This is a genomic window from Anaerobacillus sp. 63XJN7_5_ISO-PGPR-S23-430 (genome assembly GCF_056173695.1).
This window is the reverse complement of record NZ_CM149686.1, coordinates 3,977,278-4,001,048: the sequence shown is the minus strand read 5'-3', so window position 1 is coordinate 4,001,048 and position 23,771 is coordinate 3,977,278. Positions and strand designations below refer to the sequence as shown.

16 protein-coding genes and 1 riboswitch are annotated in these 23,771 nt (G+C 41.5%); of the genes, 14 read left to right on the top strand and 2 right to left on the bottom strand.

Going from position 1 to position 23,771, the window contains the following annotated elements; all coding sequences use genetic code 11:
* Positions 1-29: 29 nt before the first annotated feature.
* Both AC0VYJ_RS20545 and AC0VYJ_RS20540 read right to left on the bottom strand, forming a co-directional pair.
* Positions 30-365: a helix-turn-helix domain-containing protein gene (locus tag AC0VYJ_RS20545; protein WP_194218416.1), complete on the bottom strand. Its 336-nt coding sequence runs from the start codon at positions 363-365 to the stop codon at positions 30-32.
* Positions 366-478: 113 nt separating this feature from the next.
* The gene (locus AC0VYJ_RS20540; RefSeq protein WP_194218417.1) at positions 479-598 is read right to left on the bottom strand and encodes an anti-repressor SinI family protein; all 120 of its coding nucleotides are present in this window, start codon (positions 596-598) and stop codon (positions 479-481) included.
* A 22-nt stretch (positions 599-620) separates the two neighbouring features.
* Positions 621-721: riboswitch (cyclic di-GMP riboswitch) on the bottom strand.
* A gap of 213 nt (positions 722-934) precedes the next feature.
* On the opposite strand from AC0VYJ_RS20540, the gene AC0VYJ_RS20535 reads away from it, so the two are divergent.
* The 14 genes from AC0VYJ_RS20535 to AC0VYJ_RS20470 all read left to right on the top strand — a co-directional run bounded on the left by AC0VYJ_RS20535 (position 935) and on the right by AC0VYJ_RS20470 (position 23,699).
* A complete protein-coding gene (locus AC0VYJ_RS20535; protein ID WP_475366136.1) occupies positions 935-1,228 on the top strand; it encodes a hypothetical protein in 294 nt (97 codons plus the stop codon).
* 153 nt (positions 1,229-1,381) lie between these two features.
* A complete protein-coding gene (locus AC0VYJ_RS20530; RefSeq protein WP_430247164.1) occupies positions 1,382-2,020 on the top strand; it encodes a GntR family transcriptional regulator in 639 nt (212 codons plus the stop codon).
* Positions 2,021-2,337: 317 nt separating this feature from the next.
* Entirely contained in the window at positions 2,338-3,360 is a 1,023-nt protein-coding gene (locus AC0VYJ_RS20525; protein WP_475366135.1) for a TRAP transporter substrate-binding protein, read from the top strand.
* 67 nt (positions 3,361-3,427) lie between these two features.
* Entirely contained in the window at positions 3,428-3,898 is a 471-nt protein-coding gene (locus AC0VYJ_RS20520) for a TRAP transporter small permease (protein ID WP_430247056.1), read from the top strand.
* Entirely contained in the window at positions 3,895-5,175 is a 1,281-nt protein-coding gene (locus tag AC0VYJ_RS20515) for a TRAP transporter large permease (protein WP_430247055.1), read from the top strand. Before AC0VYJ_RS20520 ends, AC0VYJ_RS20515 begins: the two co-directional genes overlap by 4 nt.
* Before the next feature lie 43 nt (positions 5,176-5,218).
* Positions 5,219-5,980 (top strand): SDR family oxidoreductase, encoded by a 762-nt coding sequence (locus AC0VYJ_RS20510; protein WP_475366134.1) that lies wholly within the window; start codon positions 5,219-5,221, stop codon positions 5,978-5,980.
* Between the two features lie 147 nt (positions 5,981-6,127).
* A complete protein-coding gene (locus tag AC0VYJ_RS20505) occupies positions 6,128-6,895 on the top strand; it encodes an SDR family oxidoreductase (protein ID WP_475366133.1) in 768 nt (255 codons plus the stop codon).
* A 71-nt stretch (positions 6,896-6,966) separates the two neighbouring features.
* A complete protein-coding gene (gloA2, locus tag AC0VYJ_RS20500; RefSeq protein WP_475366132.1) occupies positions 6,967-7,353 on the top strand; it encodes an SMU1112c/YaeR family gloxylase I-like metalloprotein in 387 nt (128 codons plus the stop codon).
* 180 nt (positions 7,354-7,533) lie between these two features.
* Positions 7,534-13,047: an alpha amylase N-terminal ig-like domain-containing protein gene (locus AC0VYJ_RS20495; RefSeq protein WP_475366131.1), complete on the top strand. Its 5,514-nt coding sequence runs from the start codon at positions 7,534-7,536 to the stop codon at positions 13,045-13,047.
* 351 nt (positions 13,048-13,398) lie between these two features.
* Positions 13,399-14,016 carry a transposase gene (locus AC0VYJ_RS20490; protein ID WP_475366130.1) on the top strand — a complete coding sequence of 206 codons (618 nt, stop codon included), beginning with the start codon at positions 13,399-13,401 and terminating at the stop codon, positions 14,014-14,016.
* A gap of 52 nt (positions 14,017-14,068) precedes the next feature.
* A complete protein-coding gene (locus AC0VYJ_RS20485) occupies positions 14,069-14,947 on the top strand; it encodes a DNA-processing protein DprA (protein ID WP_475366129.1) in 879 nt (292 codons plus the stop codon).
* 520 nt (positions 14,948-15,467) lie between these two features.
* Entirely contained in the window at positions 15,468-19,298 is a 3,831-nt protein-coding gene (locus AC0VYJ_RS20480; RefSeq protein WP_475366128.1) for a cell wall-binding repeat-containing protein, read from the top strand.
* 183 nt (positions 19,299-19,481) lie between these two features.
* Positions 19,482-21,929 (top strand): cell wall-binding repeat-containing protein, encoded by a 2,448-nt coding sequence (locus tag AC0VYJ_RS20475; RefSeq protein WP_475366127.1) that lies wholly within the window; start codon positions 19,482-19,484, stop codon positions 21,927-21,929.
* A 141-nt stretch (positions 21,930-22,070) separates the two neighbouring features.
* A complete protein-coding gene (locus AC0VYJ_RS20470) occupies positions 22,071-23,699 on the top strand; it encodes a cell wall-binding repeat-containing protein (protein WP_475366126.1) in 1,629 nt (542 codons plus the stop codon).
* The last annotated feature ends 72 nt before the right edge of the window (positions 23,700-23,771 follow it).

The window sequence follows — 23,771 nt, the reverse complement described above, 5'->3', positions numbered from 1 at the left end:
TGGAAGATGTCGGCTCTTAAAAAAACAATTTATTGATCAGATCCCTGTTTGGCACGCCACTTATTAAACTCCAGAAACTCCCTGAACTGGTCCTTACTTATACCAGACTCCATTGCTTCTTTAACGATCTTTTTCCATTCCGAGTCTAACTCACTCTGATGAATAGGATCATCTCCCTGAAGTAGTACCTCTACCGAAACATCAAGAACATTAGATATTTTATCTAGGAATTGGATAGAGGGATTTGATTGTATATTTCGTTCAATTGAACTCAGATATGACTTGGCCACATTCGCACGTTCCGCTAATTCTGAAAGAGATAACCCTTTGCGTAAACGATACTTCTTTACTTCTTCACCTATCACGTGTATCCCTCCGATGCTTCGACAAAATTCTTTGATTGTATGTAATTATACCAGTATGTTATTGTTCCGTAAATAGAACGAAAGCGGCGTCCGTTCCGCCGCTTTCGTTCAGGTTACATTCCCTCATTTTTGAGAAACGCTTTGATTTCAGAAATTTTGATGCCCAATTCCTTCGCTTCTTTCATTAATTTAATCCATTCCTCGTCCAGATTTTCTTCCGTATGTACGCCCATGTAACTCCTCCTTAAACTCTTTCCAGGTAGTTCAGCCATCATAGAAGCCTTCTATCAACAAGCTTCCTTAGATCTGTTTACTTTGCGCCCACTTTTTTTCAAAAATGGTTGCCCTTTTCTGGAGGATACTTTGTACGATCCATCATATATTTATGAAAATCCTACTATTATAATAGGCCATTAAACCTACGAAATGTGTTGTAATTTGTAAAAAATATCAAAAATATATGACTTTTTTTGTAAATAAATAGCTTTTTTTAAATTTGGTGTTAGGAAAATACATACATCCACTTGAGATGGTCAAAATAGGACTATTACAACGATGGAGGTTTTTCTATGAAAAAGTGGATGTTGTTACTGATGACGATGTTTCTTTCCCTGAGTATTGCGGCTTGTTCGAATGCAAATGAAGAAGAAGGACCGGTAGAAGATCCCGAAATGCAAGAAGATACACCAGAAGATGAAGAGAATGTTAACGAAGACGATGGAACGATTGATCAGGAAGACGATGATACAATGAATAAGGATGGTTCAGAAGAAGGCGATAAAGATGAAGATGGTAACATGGATGAAGGGGACATGGACGACACTGAAAAGCAACCGAATGATGAAACTGAAAACCAGCAATAGGGACCTTAACGGGTCTCTTTTTTTAATTCTCTTATAATGATGTTTCAAATTATATATAATGGTATTATATATAATTTGAAACATCATTTATAAACATTTTTTACTCGTTACAATGTAAAAGCTTTTAATACTATTTGAAAAGGGTTGGGAAAAATGGAAGAACGAAAACCAAGTAAACAATCGTTAGTCTCCTTAAAGGATAAAGTTAAAAAAAATTTAAGAGATGATATTATTTTAAACAATCTAAAGCCTGGAGATCGAATAGTGGAAACAGAAGTAGCAAAGAAGTTTGGAATAAGCCAGGTTCCTGTTCGAGAGGCCTTAAGAGGATTAGAAGAAGAAGGGCTTATTCGCACGGTTAAGTATAAAGGAGCTTTCGTTACTGAAATTGATAAGGTGGAAATGTACCATATATTTTCAATGAGAGCAGAAATTGAAACGAATGCATTAGAAATTATTTTACCTAATTTGAGAAAAAAAGATATAGGAGAACTTTATGACATTGTGGATCGAATGAAGTTCGGTAAGCCGGAATATTTATTGCAATCTGATTTAGATATGGAGTTTCACCGAACCATTATTCAATGGTCCAAAATAGAAGTCTACACTAGAATATGGAATATGCTAACTGGACATATCAGGAGGTATATTACAGCGCTCAATCCTAAAGTTCAAATCCGTCCTGATGAAGTATATAAATATCATTTAGATCTGGTGAAATTAATGGAAAAAGGTGATGTAGAAGAAGTTCAGGAAGCTTTCAGAGAACATATTATGAAAATGGTTAAATAAGAAGTCAGAAGAAATCATATAAAAAATCACTAATATAATAGTGGGATTATATATATAATCACTATATATTATATATAATCCCTAGACATGCCATTAATTATTATATATAATCACTATATATTATATATAATAATTAATGGCTTTTATTATTGCATAAGTAAAGGGTATAACAATGATTAAATTTTCTACACTTTGTAAGCGCTAACAGGTTTGCGCAATAAGGGTTAATCTACATAGTGAAAGGTTTTTGAAATTTGGTAGCTACAGTAATTGACCATTGCTGTTTTATACAATTCTATTTACCTGGAGGGAAAAAGATGGGGAGAAAGTTTAAGGGTATTTCAATTTTCTTGTTAACAGTCGTTCTTACGATCAGTCTAACGGGGTGCGGTGCGAGTGAAAGCAGCACATCAGCTGGGGATGGAGAAACTATTAGGCTTAAGTTAGGACACAATCAACCTACTAGCTCCCAATTTCATGCTGGTGCTGAGAAATTTGCAGAATTAGTTGCAGAAAAGACAGATAGTCAAGTGGAGATAGAAGTATACCATGATAGTCAGCTAGGAGATGAGGGTGAGCTGGCAGAGGGCACTAAGATGGGGACAGTGGATATTTCTCTAGTTGCTTCAGGTAGCGTTACAAAATATTATCCGCGATATTCTATATTCGATCTTCCCTTTCTTTTTAGAGACGCAGAGCACGTAGATAAGGTTTTGCAAGGAGAAGTTGGACAATTACTTGCGGAAGAGGCTGAAGAAAAGGGTGGCTTCAAAGTCATGAGTTATTGGGAATCGGGGTTCAGACACTTTTTGAATAGTGCTAGACCTATTGAATCTCCTGAAGACCTTAAAGGATTAAAGATTAGAACGCCAGAATGGCCAGTATTGATTTCAACGACAGAAGCTTTGGGGGCAAATCCTGTGCCGATGCCATTTTCTGAATTATACATGGCTTCCCAACATGGTGTAGTGGATGGACAAGAAGGACCAGTATTTGCAATTAAAAGTTCTAAGATGTATGAAGTACAGGATTATATGGTCCTTGATGGCCACACGTATACGTCAATGTTGCTCATTATGAACCCTAAGAAATTCGATAAGCTCCCTGCCGATATTCAAGAATCTTTATTGGAGGCTGCCAAGGAAGCGGGAGATTATGAAAGAAAATTGATCCGTGATAAGGAAAAGGAAGAGATCAAGTTTCTTGAAGATACTGGAGAGTTACAAATTGAGAAGGACCCCGATAAAGATGCATGGAGGAAATCCGTACAGTCTGTATACGAAGAGTACGGTGAGGAATTTGGAGAAGATTTAATTCAAAAGATAATTGATACAAAATAACAAATCTAGGGGCGAATTCATAAGCGCCCCATCTGTTATTTCATTATTACAGTCAGGGGGGAGAAGCTTGAATAAAAGTGCCGCAGTAGGTAATCGAATAGAAAGCATTATGGGGAAAGTTATTTTAATTTTAATGTTAGTCCTTGTGACTTTGGTGTTTATGCAGGTCGTTCTCCGATATGTTTTTTCAAGCGGAATGGTGTGGGCGGAAGAGCTCGAAAGATTTATATTTGTGTGGTTAATGTTCTTAGGCATAACGATGGGGATCTATAAACAAAGACATATCGCGATAACATTTGTTGTTGAAAAGATTGAGAAGTATTTTAAGGGAGTGAACGTGGTTATTCACATCATCACAGGGGCGTTCTTCTGTGTGCTAACCTGGCAAGGGACTATGTTTGTGATTGAAAACTTTTCAGGAACTGCTTCGGTATTGCCTATTGGAATCGGTTATATTTATTCAATTATTCCCCTATCAGGCATTTTGGCGATTATCTTTATTATTCTCATAAACGTTAGAGGGAAGGAGAATTTATGATAGCGCTTTTATTTATTTCGTTTTTTCTACTCCTTATTTTCGGTGTTCCAGTAGGTATTTCTTTAGGTGTAGCATCCATTTTTACAATATTGTATGAAGGTTCAATTCCGTTATTGGTCGTTCCACAAAAGATGTTTATTTCAATGGATAGTTTTACGTTATTAGCCATTCCTTTCTTTATGCTGACAGGTGTCATTATGGATAAAAGTGGATTAACGCAAAAGCTTGTAAACTTTGCTGACTCGATCATTGGATGGACGAGAGGTGGGATGAGTTATGTAAGTGTTTCCTCGGGTATGCTGATGGGTGGAATATCTGGCTCAGCACCTGCTGACACGGCTGCTTTAAGCAGTGTTATGACGCCAAGTATGGTGAAAATGGGCTTTCCTGCAAGGTTTGCTGCTGCTCTACAAGCGGCATCTGGTTCGATCGGGATTATCATTCCCCCGAGTATACCAATGGTTGTCTTAGGTGGAATAGCCAGTATTTCAGTTGGAAAACTTTTTCTAGGCGGGATCATCCCAGGGTTACTAATTGGTATTTTGCTTATGGTAGTGTCCGGATTTATTTGTTCGATAAAAAACTATGGATCTTCTGAAAAGAAAAGATTTTCTATTTCTTATTTTATAAAGAGTTTTAGAAAAGCAATCTTACCTCTAATGGCACCAATTATCATTGTGGGAGGAATATTAACCGGGATTTTCACACCTACTGAGTCTAGTGTTATCGCAGTAGTCTATACGCTAATTCTGGGTTTGGCCGTCTATAAAAGCATAAAATTTAAAGATATGACTGGGATTTTTGTTGAAGCAATTATCAGTTCTGGAAATGTGTTGCTTATCATTGCAGCTTCATCTTTGTTCAGTTGGATTCTCATAAGTCATAATTTCCCGCAGATTTTAAGCAATCTTATTTTGAGTATATCAGATAACCCTATTTTTATTATTTTAGTTATCAATGTCATTTTCATAGTCGGTGGGATGTTTATTGAGGGACTTGCTTTATTGATTATGTTTGTCCCTATTATGTTACCGATCGCTATGAGCGCTGGTATGGATCCTGTTGTTTTTGGTGTGATGATTGTTATTAATATTGCGATTGGCACGCTAACTCCACCAGTAGGAGTATGTTTATTCGTCGCATGTTCATCTTCAGGTGTAAAACTGGACCACGCTATGAAGAGTGCAGTTCCCTTTGTAGGAGTTCTATGTGTCGCGCTATTACTTATTGTCTTTTTCCCGACAATTGTTACCTTTATACCTAACTTAATAGAGTAGTGGTTAATAGAAATCGAATAGTCAACTAAAAAGGAGAATGGAAATGAGCTTACAGTTGTTTAATCTAAAAGGTAAGGTAGCTGCTATTACAGGAGCTACAAGAGGGATAGGCAAATCAATGGTAGTAGCATTAGCGGAAGCGGGAGCAGACATTGCTCTCCTTCAAAGAAACCCGGAGCAATTAGACATAAAGAATGAAATAGAAACTCTAGGAAGAAAGTGTGTGATTATTCCCTGCGATTTGGAAGATCAAGATCAGGTGAAGAAAGCAATTCCAAATGTCATCAATCATTTCGGTAGAATCGATATTTTGATCAATAATGCTGGAATTCAAAGAAGGTCACCTTCTGTAGACTTTTTAGAATCAGACTGGGACGATGTGATTAATATTAATCTAAAAGCCGTATGGCTTCTGTGCCAGGAAGCTGGTCGATACATGGTGCCTGAAGGACATGGGAAAATTGTGAACCTGGCTTCTTTACTTTCATTTCAAGGGGGGGTTACCGTACCAGCTTATGCGGCCGCTAAAGGTGGGGTGGCTCAGTTAACGAAGGCGCTCTCAAACGAGTGGGCAAAACATAACGTGAATGTGAATGCGATAGTCCCAGGTTATATTGCAACGGATATGAATACGGCAATATTAGAAGATGCTACCCGAAACTCCCAAATATTAGATCGTATTCCAGCCGAGAGATGGGGCGATCCAGAAGACTTTAAAGGTACAATTTTGTATTTAACTTCCGCGGCGTCTGATTATGTACATGGACATCTATTGGCAGTAGATGGAGGATGGTTAGGTAGATAGAATGAGAGAGGCAGAAAAGTGTTCCGTTTATCGATAGTGGATAAACGGAACACTTTTTGTTCGATCAAACAATCTTCGTTTCTTGATAAATATTGGTCTTAAAAAGTTGGATTGCGGGAATAGTCAGAAAAAAGGAGAGTGCTAAATATGAAGAAGGTAGCCGTTATAACAGGTGGTGGATCTGGAATTGGAGAAGCCGCAGCTAAACGCTTTGCAAAAGAAGGCGTTCGAGTTTGCTTATTTGATTTGAAGGAAAGTCGAGCAGAACAAGTGAAGGAGTCGATCGTAAAAAACGGGGGAGAGGCGTTTGTCCTTGATGTGGATGTGGCCGATGAAGAACGAGTTACATATGGTTTGAAGCAAGTTGTTAACAAATGGGGACGCATTGATATTCTGTTTAACAATGCAGGAATTAATGGCACACTGAATCCGATTGAAGAAATGAAGGTTGATGAGTGGGATCAGACGATTGAAACAAATTTAAGAAGTACTTTTCTAATGGTGAAACATACAATCCCTTATATGAAAGAAGATGGAGGGAGTATCATTATTACTAGTTCCATAAATGGCAATCGGACTTTTTCGAACTTTGGCATGTCTGCTTATAGTACTTCAAAAGCAGGACAGGTAGCCTTTATGAAAATGGCTGCTCTTGAACTAGCTCAATATCACATTCGCGTAAACGCCATTTGCCCTGGGGCAATCGATACGAACATTGATCAAAACACAGACAAAAAAGATGGTGTAGAAGAAATTGAAATTCCAGTAGAATATCCTGAAGGAAGTCATCCGCTTGAGCAAAAACCAGGTTCGCCACAACAGGTGGCAGACGTCGTTTACTTTCTAGCTTCTGATGCATCCAGTCATGTAACAGGGACAGAGATGTATGTAGATGGGGCGGAATCGCTGTTATAATGACTAGCTGCTCGGTTTTCTTATTGACGACGCTCATTTGTCAGCTTATCGTTTAGGTTGAGGTGAAGCAAATGTTTACTAAAGTGCACCATGTTGCGATTATTTGCGGAGATTACGAAAAATCAAAGGAGTTCTATGTAGATACACTCGGTCTTAAGGTTATCGAGGAAACTTACAGAGAAGAACGAAATTCATACAAACTTGATCTTGCCGTCGGAGATCATACAAGAATTGAATTATTTTCATTCCCGAATGCGCCAGAGAGACCAAGCTACCCTGAAGCAATGGGATTAAGACATATCGCTTTTGAAGTATTAGACCTTGATAAGACCGTTAATCATCTAACAGAAAGAGGAGTATCTTCTATTGAAGATGTAAGAGTGGATGAGCTTACAATGAAGCGCTTCACCTTTTTCAGTGATCCAGATGGTCTACCGATCGAGCTGTACGAAAAATAATGAAATTTTCTAAAAATAAGTTGATTACTTCCAAATCCTGTGGCAAAATAGATCTTGAAAGCGTTTGCTGGTATTTGGAACAGTTAGCTTATTTTTTTATTTGTAACTGCAAACGGTTTCCTAAAATTTACGGTTTTGTGCAAACGGTTTCACTAATCGTATTTTCAAGGGGGGAAAAGGATGAAAAGGGGTAATCGAAGGAGATTTTCACTGTCACTCGTCGTCGTTCTTTTGATTCAATTGCTTGCTGGAGCTATTCCTGGAGCAGTGAATGCGGCAGCAGTTAGTCCTGTCATAGACGGATCATCAGCTACGTTTATTTATGAAGGAGATGGGAGCGAAGAATCGGTCCTTGTTGCAGGTGATTTTACAAATTGGCAGGAAGGGGCACTTCCACTCGAGAAGGTAGATGACGTCTGGGAGTTAACGATAGATGATCTATCCGATGGACTTCATCAGTACAAATTTATCGTGGGAGATGAATGGATGAAAGATCCTTTAAATCCAAATGGTAGCGATAATAGTACCTTTACGATTGGGGAGGTGACAGACGAACGAATTGTCACCCTTGTTGGCGATTTGCAGGACGAGCTCGGTGCTTCAAAGGAATGGGATCCAACAGCTGAGGAAACAAAGATGGAAGCCATGGGAGGAGGATTTTATGAATTCTCTGGTGAACTTCCAGCAGGGAGTTATGAATATAAAATAGCGATCAATCAATCTTGGGGAGAGAGCTATGGTGATGGTGGAAACAATCTTAAATTAACACTGGATGAGAAAACAAAAGTAACGTTTTATTATCATGATGGAACACATGCGATTGCAGATTCAACTACTTACACACCGCTAGAAGAAAAATCACCTAGACTTGTTGGCTCGATCCAGCCTGCCATTGATGCAGGAGCAGAGTGGAGCCCTGATCAGTCAACAGCGCTTCTGACTGATGATCAATTTGATAATGTCTATTCCTTTACGACAAGCGTACCAAAAGGGAATTATGAGTATAAAGTGGTGCTTGGCGATAAATGGGGAGACGATTATCCAGCAGAGAATGCAAAGTTGAACGTCATTGAAAAGGCAGACGTCACGTTCTTTTTCAATGCCGATTCAAAAGAAGTAAGCACAGATTATAGTGCTGAAGGGTCAGATGGTGCAGTAAATAAGGCAAGTCTTCTACATAACTCATGGGAAGAAGCTTATCGTGCTCCGTTTGGTGCTGTGAAAGAAGGAAAGACGGTGACGCTACGTCTAGCAGCAAAGAAAGATGATGTAGCGAAAGCCGACCTCTATATCAAGAATCAAAATACGGGTACAAGCAAGCTGATCTCAATGGAGAAGGCAGCCACAAATGATGGGAAAGATTTTTGGGAAGCGAAAGTAACGCCTGAAGAAAAAGGACTTTACGGCTATAAATTTATTGTGCGTGATGGTTCAGCAAAAGCGGAGTATGGAGAAGATACGAAGCAAGGAGCGGCTGGAAAAGCAGTTGATACGAATGCTGAACTTTATCAATTAACGGTCTTCGACCCAGGATACGAAACGCCAGACTGGATGAAAGAAGCTGTTGTGTATCAAATTTTCCCTGATCGATTTAATAATGGAAATGAAGAAAACGATGATGCAAAGGAAACCGCACGTGGTCATGAACCAATTGAGCACCAGGAGTGGGGAGAGCTTCCCGATAATCCAAGGCTTTCGGACAGTGCAGATTATGATGGAGATAAGATATGGAGTAACGATTTCTTTGGTGGGGATATCCAAGGCATTCAAAAGAAGCTTGATTATATTCAATCCCTTGGTGTAAATACCCTTTATTTAAATCCAATTGCGAAGGCAGCATCAAATCATAAATATGATGCAGCGGATTGGAAAACGATTGATCCAATGTTTGGAACACCTGAGGAATTTAAAGCATTTACCGATGAACTTGAAAAACGTGACATGCACCTGATTATGGATGGCGTATTTAATCATGTTGGGGATGACTCCATCTACTTTGATCGCTATAGTAAGTACGATGTCGTTGGGGCTTATGAATATTGGTCTCGTATTTATGACCTAATGAATGACGAGGACATGAGTGAAAAAGATGCGAAAGTAGAAGCACGAAAACAGCTTGAAAAAGAAGGCCAAACGTTTAATGACGAATATGGCTTTCATAACTGGTTTAATATCAAAAATGAAAAAGTGAAGGATGAGAATGGGAAGGAACGCTACGACTATCAGGCGTGGTGGGGATATGATTCTCTTCCTGAAATCAAAAGCGTTGAAGGAGACGCAGTTGATTATGATAGTGAGTTAAACAATGAGAAATTCTCTGATTACATTATGTATGACAAAGATTCTGCATCGAAATTATGGTTAACAAATGGGGCTTCCGGATGGCGCCTTGATGTCGCAAATGAAGTCGATATGGAATTCTGGCGTGAGTTCCGTGATGAATTGAAATCTGAAGAAATGGCCGGTGCCGGAGCAACGCTGAAGGATGGGGAAGAGCCGCTGATTCTAGGTGAGATCTGGGATGACGCATCAAAATACTTCCTTGGGGATCAATATGATTCCGTGATGAACTATCGTTTCGAAGGTGCTATTCTTGATTTCTTGAAAAATGGGAATGCAGCAAGTACAGATGAGAAGTTGATGGCAGTACAGGAGGATTACCCTGATGAGGCGTTTCATGCGCTCATGAATTTAATGGGGTCTCATGATACGCCGCGTGCAATCTATGTACTTGGTGGCGGAACTGACACGTATGAACGAGCTGAATTTGATCCGAATTACGATCACGAGCTTGGCGTGCAGCGCTTAAAGCTGGCTGCGGTTCTGCAAATGGGTTACCCAGGTGCCCCAACGATTTATTCCGGTGATGAAGCAGGTGTAACGGGTTCTAAAGACCCTGATGATCGTCGCACGTATCCGTGGGGAGACGAAAATGCAGACTTAGTAAAGCACTATCAAGCTGCAGGAGCTGTTCGTACTGAAAATGCAGATCTTCTTGCATACGGGAAGCTCACAACTCTGCATGCAGACGGGGATGTCTATGCATTTGCTCGTACGAATGATGACGGTGCAGCAATTATTGCAGTGAACCGCGGTACTAAGGCGCAAACGATCGAGCTAAATGTGAAGGAAGTTGTGAAAAACAACATTTCATTTACAGATGGACTCGCGAAAGATGACAGCGTAACGGTGAAGGATGGTAAGGTTTCGGTAACGATTCCTGCGATGACTGGCCGCATGCTAATAGCTGACGAAGGTCAGAATTTTGAGCGACCAAAAGCGGCTAGCGATTTGAAAATTTCTGCTGGAGAAGGAAGCGCAACCCTTTCTTGGACAGGAGATGCAGCGAAATACAAAGTGTATCGCTCAACGCTACAAGGGGCGATGTATGAAGAAGTGAGTGTAACGGAAGACAAGGAACTTACCGTTGTTGGATTAACTAATGGCCAATCTTACTTTTTTGCCGTAACGGCGATCGATGAGGATGGCAATGAATCGGTAAAAGTGGAAACGAAGGAACCAACGATTCCGCACATCGAGTGGAAAGAAGGAAAATACGAAATTTCTTCAGTTTCAGTCATTGATGATCAAGTGTTGGATCTATCAAACACTTTCGCAATCGAAGCCAGTGTGAAAATAGATGGCGCAACGGAATCAGGCCTTGCAGAAGGATTAATTGGAAAACTTCAAGTGAAGCGTGACGGTGAGTGGCAAGAGTCTAAAGCGACTTACACAGGACAGGAAGAAGAGGCTAATGGATTTAAAGCGGAATTCCGCCCAATTGAGAAAGGAACATACGCTTACCGACTAGCTTTTTCAACTGATCGTGGGGCTACGTGGAAAACAACGAATACAGAAGAAGTCACGTTCTCTCAAAATGAGGATGATACGAAGGCCCCTGCAGATGCTGTGAAGCTTGAAGAGCCGTTAAAGGAATCTGGACAGGTAACATTAAACTGGGCACTTGAAGGAGCAGACAACCCTTACTTATTAGCGGTTGAGCGGGATAGTCAAACGGTTGAACTTCTAGATAATGCAGAAGCAGTGACGTACACCGACTTCGCTGTTGAGAACGGCAAAGCGTACACCTATCGCATCGTAGCGTATGACAAAGCTGGAAATCAAACCGCTTCTAATAAAGTAACGGTAACTCCGGATATTGTGATGGTAGACGTAACATTTAAAGTGCATGCCCCTGACGATACACCGCTTAGCGCAAAAGTAACGATGCCTGGTGATCAAAATGGGTGGAGTACAAGTGCATGGGAAATGTCTCGTAATGGAGCGGTATCACCGGATTGGGAACTACAAAAATCTTTCCCGGAAGGAACGGTCTTAACGTACAAATATGCAAAAGGGGAGTCATGGGATCAGGAAGGACTTGCCGACCATACGCGTAATGATAAGTCTGATGATGACGTCAGCTTCTATGGTTACGGAGCAGAAGGTACAGATCTTAAAGTGACGGTAACTAACCAGGGCAGTAATAAAATGGTTGTACAAGATGAAATTTTCCGTTGGATCGATATGCCCGTTGTCGTAAACTCTCCTGAAAATGGTGCCGTTGTGGAAGGCGATACGGTAACTTTTAGAGGAAATGCGATCAAAGAAGGAAACCTAACAATTAATGGTGAGAAAGTAAAAGTGAATGAAGATATGACGTTCACACATGAAGTAAAGCTAGTAAATGGTGAAAATGAAATACCAATTACAATTGAACCATCTGAAGAAAATAAATCTAAAATTTTCAATAACGATGGTGGAGCGATTGGAAAGAATACGAAGAAATATACGTGGAAAGTAACATCTGATGCTGGTGAAGCGGAATCGAAGGAACCAGTGAGGATATTTGGAGATAATCGCTATGATACAGCTGTTGAGATCTCAAAAGAAGGCTGGGACGAAGCGGATACTGTTGTTATTGCACGAGGAGATAACTTTGCAGATGCGCTAGCAGGGGCACCACTCGCGTATAAATTAGATGCACCTATTCTTTTAACGCGTGAAAAGGGGCTTGAGAAATCGGTCATAAGCGAAATTAAGCGCCTTGGTGCGAAGAAAGCGATTATTCTTGGCGGGACATCAGCCGTACCGAAATTTATCGCTTATCAGTTAGAAGGACTCGATTTGAAAGTGAAACGAATTTACGGAGATGATCGTTTCGAAACAGCTGCTAATATCCAGGCGAGTCTTGGTGGCAATCCTGATAAAGCTGTCGTAGCAAGTGGGATGAACTTCCCTGATGCTCTTTCTGCCGCATCTTACGCAGCAGAAAATGGCTATCCGATTTTATTTACGAAACAAGACACTGTTCCAAAAGCAACGGAAGTAGCCCTTCGCAGTGTCGACCAGGCGATCGTCGCTGGTGGTGAAGCAGTGGTTAGTGAGAAAGCGTTCAGCAAGCTACCGTATGCGAAGCGCTATGCTGGAGAAAACCGTTTTGGTACAGCGGCGTCAATAGCAACTGAACTTAACCCATCTCAGCACGTGTTCATCGCAACAGGCATGGACTTTGCTGATGCGTTAACAGGTTCCGTTCTAGCTGCCAAACAAGGTGCAGCGATGCTTCTAGTAAAGCCAGATGAATTGCCGTCTGAAACAGCTGAAGCCATTGAAGAACTACAAGCAGATACGTACACCATTTTAGGTGGAGTCAATGCGGTTAGTGATGATGTGGTGGAGGGATTGAAGTAGGAAATGCTTACTGGGGTCAGGCTCGCGCCTGACCCCATCAAAAGACAAAACACCAAAAAGTGTCCGCCATAGGTGGACACTTTTTTCGTTGCAAATGAACCTTGAATTGCATTGAATCTATAGTGGATAAGGGTTTAACGGTATGGGGTGAATGAGGGGGTCAGGTACGTACTTGACCCCCTCATTCACCTCTATTACCTCCCTCTCCATTTTCCTTCTAAATGAATTAAAAAATATTTCTGAATAATTTACCAATTAACTATTCCCAAATTCTTGAAAGGTGGTATACTACAATTATTAACCCCGATATGGTAGAAATTCCCCATTTTCCTTACTAAAGGAGCAATTCGAATGGCTCGTAAGAAACGCAATTGGTTCCCTGGTGCTAAGTACCATATTATCTGTCGAGGGAATCGAAAAGGACCACTTTTTGAAGAGCGTATTGATCGTCTGAAGTACTTATTACTTTTAGAACAAGCTCGTCTCGTTTTTCCGTTTCGCCTACACGCATACTGTCTCATGACTAACCATGTGCATCTCTCCATCGAAACCTTCGATCATCCCCCTGGTGAAATCATGAAAGTGATCAACTCCAACTATGCAAGATATTTCAACGACAAATATGAGTACACAGGACATGTCTTTCAAGGTCGCTATTTCGCTGAACTTCTCGATTCGATTGATTATGAAATTGACGTGAGTAAATACATCCACCTTAATCCAGTTAAAGCTCGTATGGTAGTAAAGCCAGCGGACTATATGTGGAGCAGTTATCGTGCGTACATTTCTGATCGCAAGAATCCACACGCTTTCCCGGATTACATACTCTCACTTTTTCAGGAACCTTCCCGGGAAGCTTACCAGCTTTATGTCGAGAATAGTGAATCCTCAACACCACCAGATCTTGTTAAACAATGGCCAGAGCGAAAAGGTAGCAAAGTGTATGTGCTCTCCAAACTTCCAGAGTAACGATGGGAAAAAATCCTGCCATAAAAATTAATCACGAAAGAGAAGTGAACGAATGGAGCGCTGGATCTGGCTAAGTTCGATTCCGCATGTGGGTCCGGTGACACAAAAAAAGCTGTTGACCGCTTTCGGAACTCCTGAACGAGTCTATGATGCCTCTCTCTCTGAACTTCAGAATGTCCGTGGAATCTCTCGTCTTGCACGCGAAGCAATAATGGCTACCCGTTCACTTGAGAAACCAAAGCGCATTCTCGAACTTGTTCAGCAAAAGGAGATCTGGCTATTACCCCGAGATGACCCGCTTTACCCTGTTTATGCAAAAAATGTTCCTGAATCGCCCGTTCTCTTATATTACAAAGGTCATATCAAGCCAAGCTTACCTTCTGTCGCAATAGTTGGTTCCCGTTCTTGTTCTAATCAGGCGCGACGTGCTGCGAAAGAGTTATCCACCAAACTCTCAAGCCTGAACATCCCTGTTATTAGTGGTCTCGCTAAAGGAATCGATCATGCTGCTCACACTGCCTGCCTCGCAAATTGTGGGCAACCGATTGCTTTTGTTGCAAATGGAGTTGATACTTGTTACCCGAAAGAGCACCGCTCGCTCTTCGAAGCAATATCAATTGAAGGCGCTGTCATATCGCAGTATCCACCTGGCACAGCACCTACACCAAAGCAATTTATTCAGCGAAATGCGTTAATCAGTGCATGGTCAAGTCATGTCGTGATTATGGAAGCTAAAGTGAAAAGTGGTGCTATGACGACAGCTCACTTTGCGCGGAAGCAAGCAAGAAACGTCCTTGTTTTCAATAGCAATGATGCTCGATTTAGGCAGGGGACAAACTGTCTAATGAAGCAAGGTATACGTCCTTATAATGATTTTCATTCATTTGAAAACGAATTAGAAAACCCATATACTCTTGAGTCACCAAACTAGTATACTCCCCGCTAGACTAACGTGTAATGATCCCTCAAGGATCTTCAAGATCATCTCCCCGACTAGAGCATGATGGATCCAATCCATCAGGGAAGAGATGTAAGAAAGAAGAAGATAAACCTGCCTCTTAACCATCCAATCGAGCCATCGATAGGGTGGTTTTTCTTTGTGATTGGAAACTAGTACTTTAGACTAGTATGTGAGCAGAAAATGAAAGAGTAAGGAAAAATGAAATCTATCGTTATATATTAATTTCACCGTTTCTTTACAATGTGAAAGATTGAAGAAAGAGTTTTCTAGGAACAATTAGTCTCCCGTGAACGCGGACAAAAGCAGCGAAAACAGCGGTTTTGTATGTGAAGGGGGTCAGGCTCGCGCCTGACCCCTACCACAAAATGAAAGCGCCATCTAAATTTAGACAATTTACGCTATTTTTACACATCTGGGTCAAAAGTTATTGTATACTGACAATTGGTGGTATCATCACCAAAATTCGACTACATATCCGGGGGGATGAAATTTGAAACGAAGGTCAACCAGTCGTTTTATTAGCTTTGCGCTAATATTCTCAATGGTTCTTAGCTTTTTCGCATTACCAGTTTCGCAGCTTTCTGCTTCTGCCGAAGGAACAATTTCCGTTAGTGAAGCAATCGCAAATAATACTGGTTCTGCAACAGTAGAAGGGTATATTGTAGGAACAACTTCTAACGGACCATCTTACAACTTAGAAAATGCTAATAACGTAGAAACAAATATTGCTATTGCAGATTCTGCCAATGAAACACAAGCAGAAAATATTATTCCGGTACAATTACCAAAAGGATCTCTAAGAGATGACCTTAATTTAATCGCTCATCCTGAAAACAAAGGTAAGAAGATCCAAATTACTGGAAACCTCGCAACGTACTTCGGTGTTCCAGGACTCAAAGAGCCTTCAGCCTACACATTTCCTGACGGCACAGCTCCAGAACCGGACCCAGATCCAGAACCTATCGAACTCTCAACAATCACTGATGCTAGAAAAGTAGCAAACGGTACACAAGTGAAAATAAAAGGTATTGCCACAGCATCCTTTGAAACTGGCGGCCAAACGAACCTGTTTATACAGGATGACACTGCTGCCATTATTGTGCGTGCTGCAGGCATTACGGCTCAACCAGGTGATGAAGTAACTGTAGAAGGCGCCATGTCAGATTATTATGGCATGCAGCAAGTACAAACTAGTGCCTCTAATGTAGCCATCACAACGGAAGACAAAGGTATCCCGTCCCCTCAGTCACTCATATCCACTGATCTTTCCAAAGATAACGGTGAACAGCATGAAGCTGCATTCACCCAATTTAATGATGTCACTGTTAAGTCAGTCGATGGCAATGGTAATTTCACTGCTGAAGACGCTTCAGGTGAATTTGTCATTAAACCAACAAATAAGTCTCTACTTGAAGTAGGTAAAACCTATGAAATTCTTAAAGGTGTTATTGACTACAACTTTAACGAATACAAACTCGTACCTCGAAGCGCAGCTGACATTATCGAAACAGCTTTCTCAGTAACGGCAAATCCTGCATCAGGATCTGTTATTGAAGGTACGATGGTGAAGCTTGCGACAGCAGAAGAAGGTGCGACGGTTCATTACACAACAGATGGTAGCGAACCGACAGCTGAAAGCACAGAATACACAGCGCCAATTGAACTAACTGAAGATACAACGATTAAAGCCGTAGCAGCCAAAGACAATAAATTAAGTGAAGTCGCCACTTTTGATTACACTGTTTTAAAGTCTGCTGATGGCATTAGCATTCACGATATTCAAGGTTCAGACCACACTTCTCCTTATGAAGGAATGGCTGTTACGAAAATCGCTGGGATCGTTACGGCAAAAGACGGCAATAACGCCTTCTACATGCAAGAAGAAAATCCCGACGATAGCAACGCCACTTCAGAAGGAATCTATGTTTATAAAAGCGGCGGCGCTGGCGTAAACGTTGGCGACAAAGTAGAAGTAGACGGTCAGGTGAAAGAGTATAAAGAAGGTGGTTATAGTGACGCGAAAGACCTTCTCACTACTCAAATTACTGCCTCTTCCATTACAGTTGCTTCTTCCGATAACACATTGCCAGAAGCGATCGTAATCGGAACAGACCGCACGCCTCCAACTGAAATCGTAGAAGATGACGAAATGAAATCTTTTGATCCTGAAACAGATGGACTGGACTTTTATGAAAGTCTTGAAGGAATGCTTATTGAGATTCCGGATGCAAACGTAACAGGGCCGGTGAAATACGATGAGCTTCCTGTATACGTAAACACAAGTAAAGATCAACTTCTTACTCGTGCCAACGGACTGTTGCTTTCAGCAGAAGATCCAAACCCTGAACGACTCTTAATTGACGTTGATGGTATTGATATTGACGTAACGACTGGTGATCGTCTCGATGGCTCCGTCACTGGAATCGTGAGCTACGATTACAGTAATTTCAAAATCCGTCCAACGGGCACATTCCCATCCGTGATTGATGGTAATACAGAACGTGAAGTAACGAAAATGGAGTCATCAGAAGGCGATCTAACTGTTGCTTCTTATAACATTGAAAACTACTATCCTGGTGTTGGGGAAGAGAAAACAGCCAAAATTGCTGAATCGATTGTAAAGAACATGAAAACACCAGACATCGTTGGTTTAGTCGAAGTACAAGATAACAATGGTCCTACAGATGACGGCACGACAAGTGCAAACGAATCTTATGAAGCGATTATTCAAGCGATTGAAGAAGCAGGCGGCCCAACATACAAGTTTACTGAAATCGCACCTGAGGATAAAACAGATGGCGGACAGCCTGGTGGAAATATTCGCGTTGGGTTCATCTATAATCCTGATCGCGTTAATTTCTCTGAGAAGAAATCTGGTGATGCAACAACTTCAGTTGGCGTCGATGAAAACGGACTAACGCTTAATCCTGGACGCATTGATCCAACAAATGAAGCGTTTGAAGATTCCCGTAAATCACTTGCTGCTGAGTTTGAATTTAATGGTGAAAAAGTGGTTGTTGTAGCGAACCATTTTAATTCAAAAGGCGGAGATGGCGCACTCTTTGGCGCTGATCACCCTGTTGTTTTAGGAAGTGAAGTACAGCGTGTGAAACAGGCGTCCATCTTAAACAATTTCGTAAATGACGTCGTGACGAACATGGATAATGGCAAGGTTGTTGTTCTAGGTGACTTGAATGACTTTGAATTCTCAAAGCCAATCCAAACGCTTGAAGGCGACGTACTAACGAATATGGTCAAAAAGCTTCCAACAGAGCAACGCTACTCCTACAACTATCAAGGAAATGCGCAGGTGCTCGATCATATTCTCGTATCGAACAATCTAGCAAACCGTACGATGATTGATAGCATTAACATTAACTCTGATTTTAGTGAAGCAGATGGCCGCGCAAGTGACCACGATCCAATGCTTGCGAAGATTCAAATGAACAACAGCGTTGACCGCACTTCAGGAGAAACACGTTATGAAACAGCAGTAGAAATTTCGAAAAAAGGATGGGAAAGTGCTGACACAGTAGTGATTGCAAGAGGCGATGAGTTCCCGGATGCACTTGCAGGAGCACCGCTTGCGTACAAATACGATGCACCGATTCTTTTAACTGAACAGAATAAGCTAAATCCAGCTGTGAAGAAAGAAATCGAACGTTTAGGCGCGAAAAAAGCGATCATCCTTGGCGGTACGTCAGCGATTTCTTCATACACGGAATATGAACTAAAAGGTCTTGGTCTAAAAGTGGATCGTATCGGAGGAGAAACGCGTTACGAAACAGCTGTGAACATTGCAGCGAAGCTTGACGGGACACCTGAAAAATCGATCCTAGCGAATGCCTTTAACTTCCCAGATGCCCTATCTGTTGCGTCATATGCAGCCAAAAATGGCTATCCAATCGTACTAACGGATAACGACAAGCTTCCTGCTGTGTCTAAGAAAATATTAAACACAACAGACGAGCAAATTGTCGTTGGTGGAAAAAGTGCAATCAGTGAAAAGGTTGTAAACAGTCTTTCCAATGCAGTTCGAATTAGCGGAGATGACCGCTATGCAACATCAGCAACGATCGCAACCGCTCTAACACCAGATGCAGACACAGCTATAGTAGCAACAGGAATGAAGTTTGCTGATGCGCTTGCTGGTTCAGTTCTTGCTGCGAAAGAAGATGCAGCGATCCTGCTCGTTAAGAAAGATAAGGTTCCAGAGAAAATTGCTGAAGCCATTAACGAAAATGACATGCACAACTTCCACATCCTTGGTGGCACGAATGCTATTAGCGACGACGTAATGAATGAATTAAAGAACAACTAAAGTAGGAAAAAGGCGGGAATTCTCCGCCTTCTCCTTTTCTATGAAACTAGTTATAAAGTAATGTTTTGAATATGTTAACTATTGTGACAAAAAGGACCATTCACCTAGTAGGCTAGTATATAATGAAAATCGCGGAGACATTCCGACAAAATTTGAGTTTTCGAAAGGGAAGGGATTACGTACATGAATATGAAAAAACCTCTTTTCGGCGTTCTATCAACAGCGGCATTAGCAATGGGAATTGCAGCAGCTTCACCGTCCACACCTGTAGAGGCGGCAGGCGATTTTGATCTTACAATTATGCATACAAATGATACACATGCGCATCTAGATAATGCTCCAAAAAGAGTAACAGCTGTAGAAGAAATTCGTGCAGCTCGCGCCAATACAATTTTATTAGATGCTGGTGATGTTTTCTCTGGTACACTCTTTTTCAATAAATACAAAGGTCTCGCAGACGTACAATTTATGAACATGATGAAATACGATGCGATGGTACCGGGTAACCACGAATTTGATGAGGGTCCAAAGACGTTCTCTGAGTTCGTCAAGCAAACGAAATTCCCGATCGTAAGCTCAAATATTGATTACAGCAAAGATCCTTATCTTAGCCCTCTATATAAAAATGAAATGGCGATGACTGGTGATGATGGTACCATCTATCCAGCCGTTATCCTTGATGTAAACGGCGAAGAAGTGGGTGTGTTCGGTCTAACGATTGAATCAACAGATGAGCTATCAAGCCCTGGCGAAACGATTTCATTCCAAAATCATCAGGAGCAAGCTGAAAAGATGATTAAAATGTTCGAGGATAAAGGCGTAAACAAAATCGTAGCCCTTACTCACCTCGGAAAAGCGGTTGAAGTTGAACTAGCTAAATCAGTAGAAGGCATCGACGTTGTTGTTGGTGGTCATAGCCACACAACAATTGAAGAAGCGGTTGTAGTTGATACATTTGAAGATCCAACTCTAGTTGTACAAGCAAATGAATATAGCAATTTCTTGGGTGATCTTGAAGTGACGTTTAACGAAGAAGGCGTGCTAACTGATTGGGATAATGAACTTCTTGATTTGGGTAGTAAAAGTAAGTTCGAGCCTAACGAAGAAGCAAAAGCTCTCTATGATGAACTGAAGAAACCACTCGAGGAAATTGAGAAAGAAGTAGTCGGTCAATCTGACGTTTATCTTAATGGAAAACGTGCATCCGTTAGAACAGGTGAAACGAATCTAGGAAACTTAATTACAGACGGCATGCTTTACAAAGCTCAGCAGTTTACTGATGCAACAATCGCAATCACGAACGGCGGAGGAATCCGTGAATCAATCGATGAGGGACCAATTACGTTAGGAGAAGTTCTCACAACGATGCCATTCGGTAACAACCTCGTCACGCTTGATATGACTGGTGCAGAAATCATTGATTCATTGGAGCATGGGGTAAGCGGTGTCGAAACTCAGGAAGGTCGCTTTGCTCAAGTAGCAGGACTTCGATATTCCTTTGATAAAGATCTTCCTTCTAGTGAACGAATTTTAGATGTAAATGTGAAAACTGAAAACGGCTATGAAGATATTGATCTAGAAGCGACTTACACTGTTGCAACTAACGCATATATCGCTCAAGGTGGCGACGGATACGATGCAATGGGTGAAGCTGCCGCTGACGGTCGTATGAACGAACTTTTCTTCGTAGATTTTGAAGTATTTACAGAGTATCTCGATGAAATTGGAACAGTTAAAGCGAAAGACGAAGCACGTATCGTTGAAGCAGATGCTGAGCGTATCCAGGGTGAAACGCGCTATGAAACGTCTGTGAAAATTTCGCAAGAAGGCTGGGAAACTGCAGATACGGTTGTTCTCGCACGTGGCGATTCCTTCCCGGATGCACTAGCAGGAGCACCACTTGCTTATAAATACGATGCGCCAATTCTTTTAACAGAAAGCGGATCACTGAATAAAATGGCGAAAGAAGAAATTGCACGTCTTGGTGCGAAAGATGTCATTATCCTTGGTGGCACAAGTGCGGTAAGCAATTACGTGAAATTCCAGCTTGAAGGTATGGGAATTGAAGTTGAGCGTATTGCAGGGGACAACCGATTCGATACAGCTGCAAACATTGCAGCGCGTCTTGGCGGATCTCCAAATAAAGCGATTGTAGCAAACGGCATGAACTTCCCGGATGCTCTTGCAATTGCGCCATACGCTGCACAGAAAGGTTATCCAATTCTATTAACAGAAGCGGATGAAATTCCATCAGCAACTAGCAATGCGCTTAAAGGCATTGATGGATCGATCATCGTTGGTGGCGAAACAGCGGTTAACGGTAAGCTCGATGCGAAGCTACATGCTGAAGATCGCTATGCAGGGGACAATCGTTTCGGTACAGCAGCTGATATTGCTACAAATCTTAACCCTTCAGCACGCGTTTACGTTTCCACTGGCATGAACTTTGCTGATGCCCTTTCAGGATCTGTTCTTGCAGCGAAACAAAATGCTGCAATGCTATTAGTGAAGCCGAATATGCTTCCGAAAGAAACAGCAGAAGCGATCGAGGACATGGAAGCTTATGACTTCAACGTTCTTGGTGGAGAAAATGCTGTAAGTAACGACATTTTAGATCAGCTCAAAAAGTAATCCATTTATTAAGAAAGCGCGGGGAACGTCTCCTGCGCTTTTTTGATATTTATTTTATGAATAAGCAGGTATTGAAGAAAGGAAAGCTAATTGTATACGTAACGATTCGTTATAACGAACTATTTTTGGGGAGGGTTCTGATTGAAGAGGTCGGGAAAGCGAAAAATCAGTCCGCTGCTGCTATTGATTCTCGTGATAACCATGCTTATGCCGTCTCAAGCGTTTGCCACTGCCAGTCTCGATGAAGAAAAAAATAATGTCTATTATGCTGCCCTTGGTGATTCACTCGCGGCTGGCGTCATGTCGAACAATACTCTCGGTTTAAGTTATGGCGACTACATAGCTCAGGATCTAGATCGCGTAGGTTTATTAGGAAGCTACGAAAAACCTTTTGCGGTGCCTGGAGCTACTTCTAAAGATTTGTTGAACGCTTTAATGGATCGTGACATGCAAGTTAAGATCGCCTCCAAAAATATGATAACGATTACGATCGGTGCGAACGATTTTCTTCAAGTACTCGGTTCGGAACCGGAACGATTGAAGGACCCAGAAGAAGTCAAAAAGATCATCACTGAACTATCGGAAAATTACGCTTCTATTATGGGAATTATAAGAAGCGTTAATGCGTCTGCGGATGTTTATTTAATGGGATACTACAATGGTTTCTACGCGTTCCCTGAGGCTGATCAGCGTCCGCTCGTGGAACTGACAAAGACGGTGAATGGGATCATTAAGCAGATCGCGGCCGACTCATTCAGCCACTATGTTCCTACCTATGATGCCATTTCAACGGATTATGCAACCTATTTGCCAAATCCTAAAAACGTTCATCCGTCGGCAGCAGGTTATATGGCGATCGCCGATGAATTTTGGAAGCAAGTGAAATTGAATTTGCCAACAAATGTTGATAGAATCGCTGGAGCTAATCGGTATGAGACAGCAGTGAAAATTTCTCAGGAAGGGTGGAAGCAAAGCGCGCAAGGAGTTGTGATAGCAAGAGGCGATGATTTTCCTGATGCGTTAGCTGGTGCTCCGCTTGCCTATGATTTAAATTCCCCTATTTTATTAACACACTCTGACGGTCTTGATCAAATTGTAAAGGATGAGATTGAACGACTCGACCCAGAGTTCGCGATTCTTCTTGGAGGAGAGCAGGCTCTTTCCAAAGATGTTGAAGATGAATTAGGCACAATGAAAATTCCAGTTGAACGAATAGCAGGAGCGGATCGCTATGAAACAGCTGCAATGATTGCAGTGAGTCTTCCTCCATCAAATAAAGCTGTTATTGCGAACGGCATGAAATTTCCAGATGCTCTTGCAATTGCTTCTTACGCAGCGGAAAATACGTATCCTATCTTGCTAGCAAAACAGAATGAGCTTCCAGAAGATACGGCCGAAATTCTCAAACAATATCCTGAGAGCATTGCCGTGGGCGGTACGGCTGTTATTTCGGAAAGCCTTTTCGAAAAGTTACCAAAAGCAAAGCGATACGGGGGGAAGAATCGTTATGAAACAGCTTCAATTATTGCAATAGAATTAAATCCATCGCATAAGGCTTTTGTCTCAACGGGTCTTGAATTTGCAGATGCGCTAACAGGAAGTGTTCTTGCTGCCAAAAGGGACAGTAGTTTTTTGTTAGTAGATCCATATAATATGCAGGATGCGGTCATTGAAGCAAAAGAAAAGTTAGGCATCTATCATTTTACGATTCTAGGAGGTCCGAAAGCGGTTAGTCCTTCCATTGAAAGGGAGCTTATTGGAGTTGAATAGTCGAATAATGATTTCTGAGGGATCAGCTTACGAGCTGGTCCCTTTTGTTACCGAAAATTGCAGAATTATGGC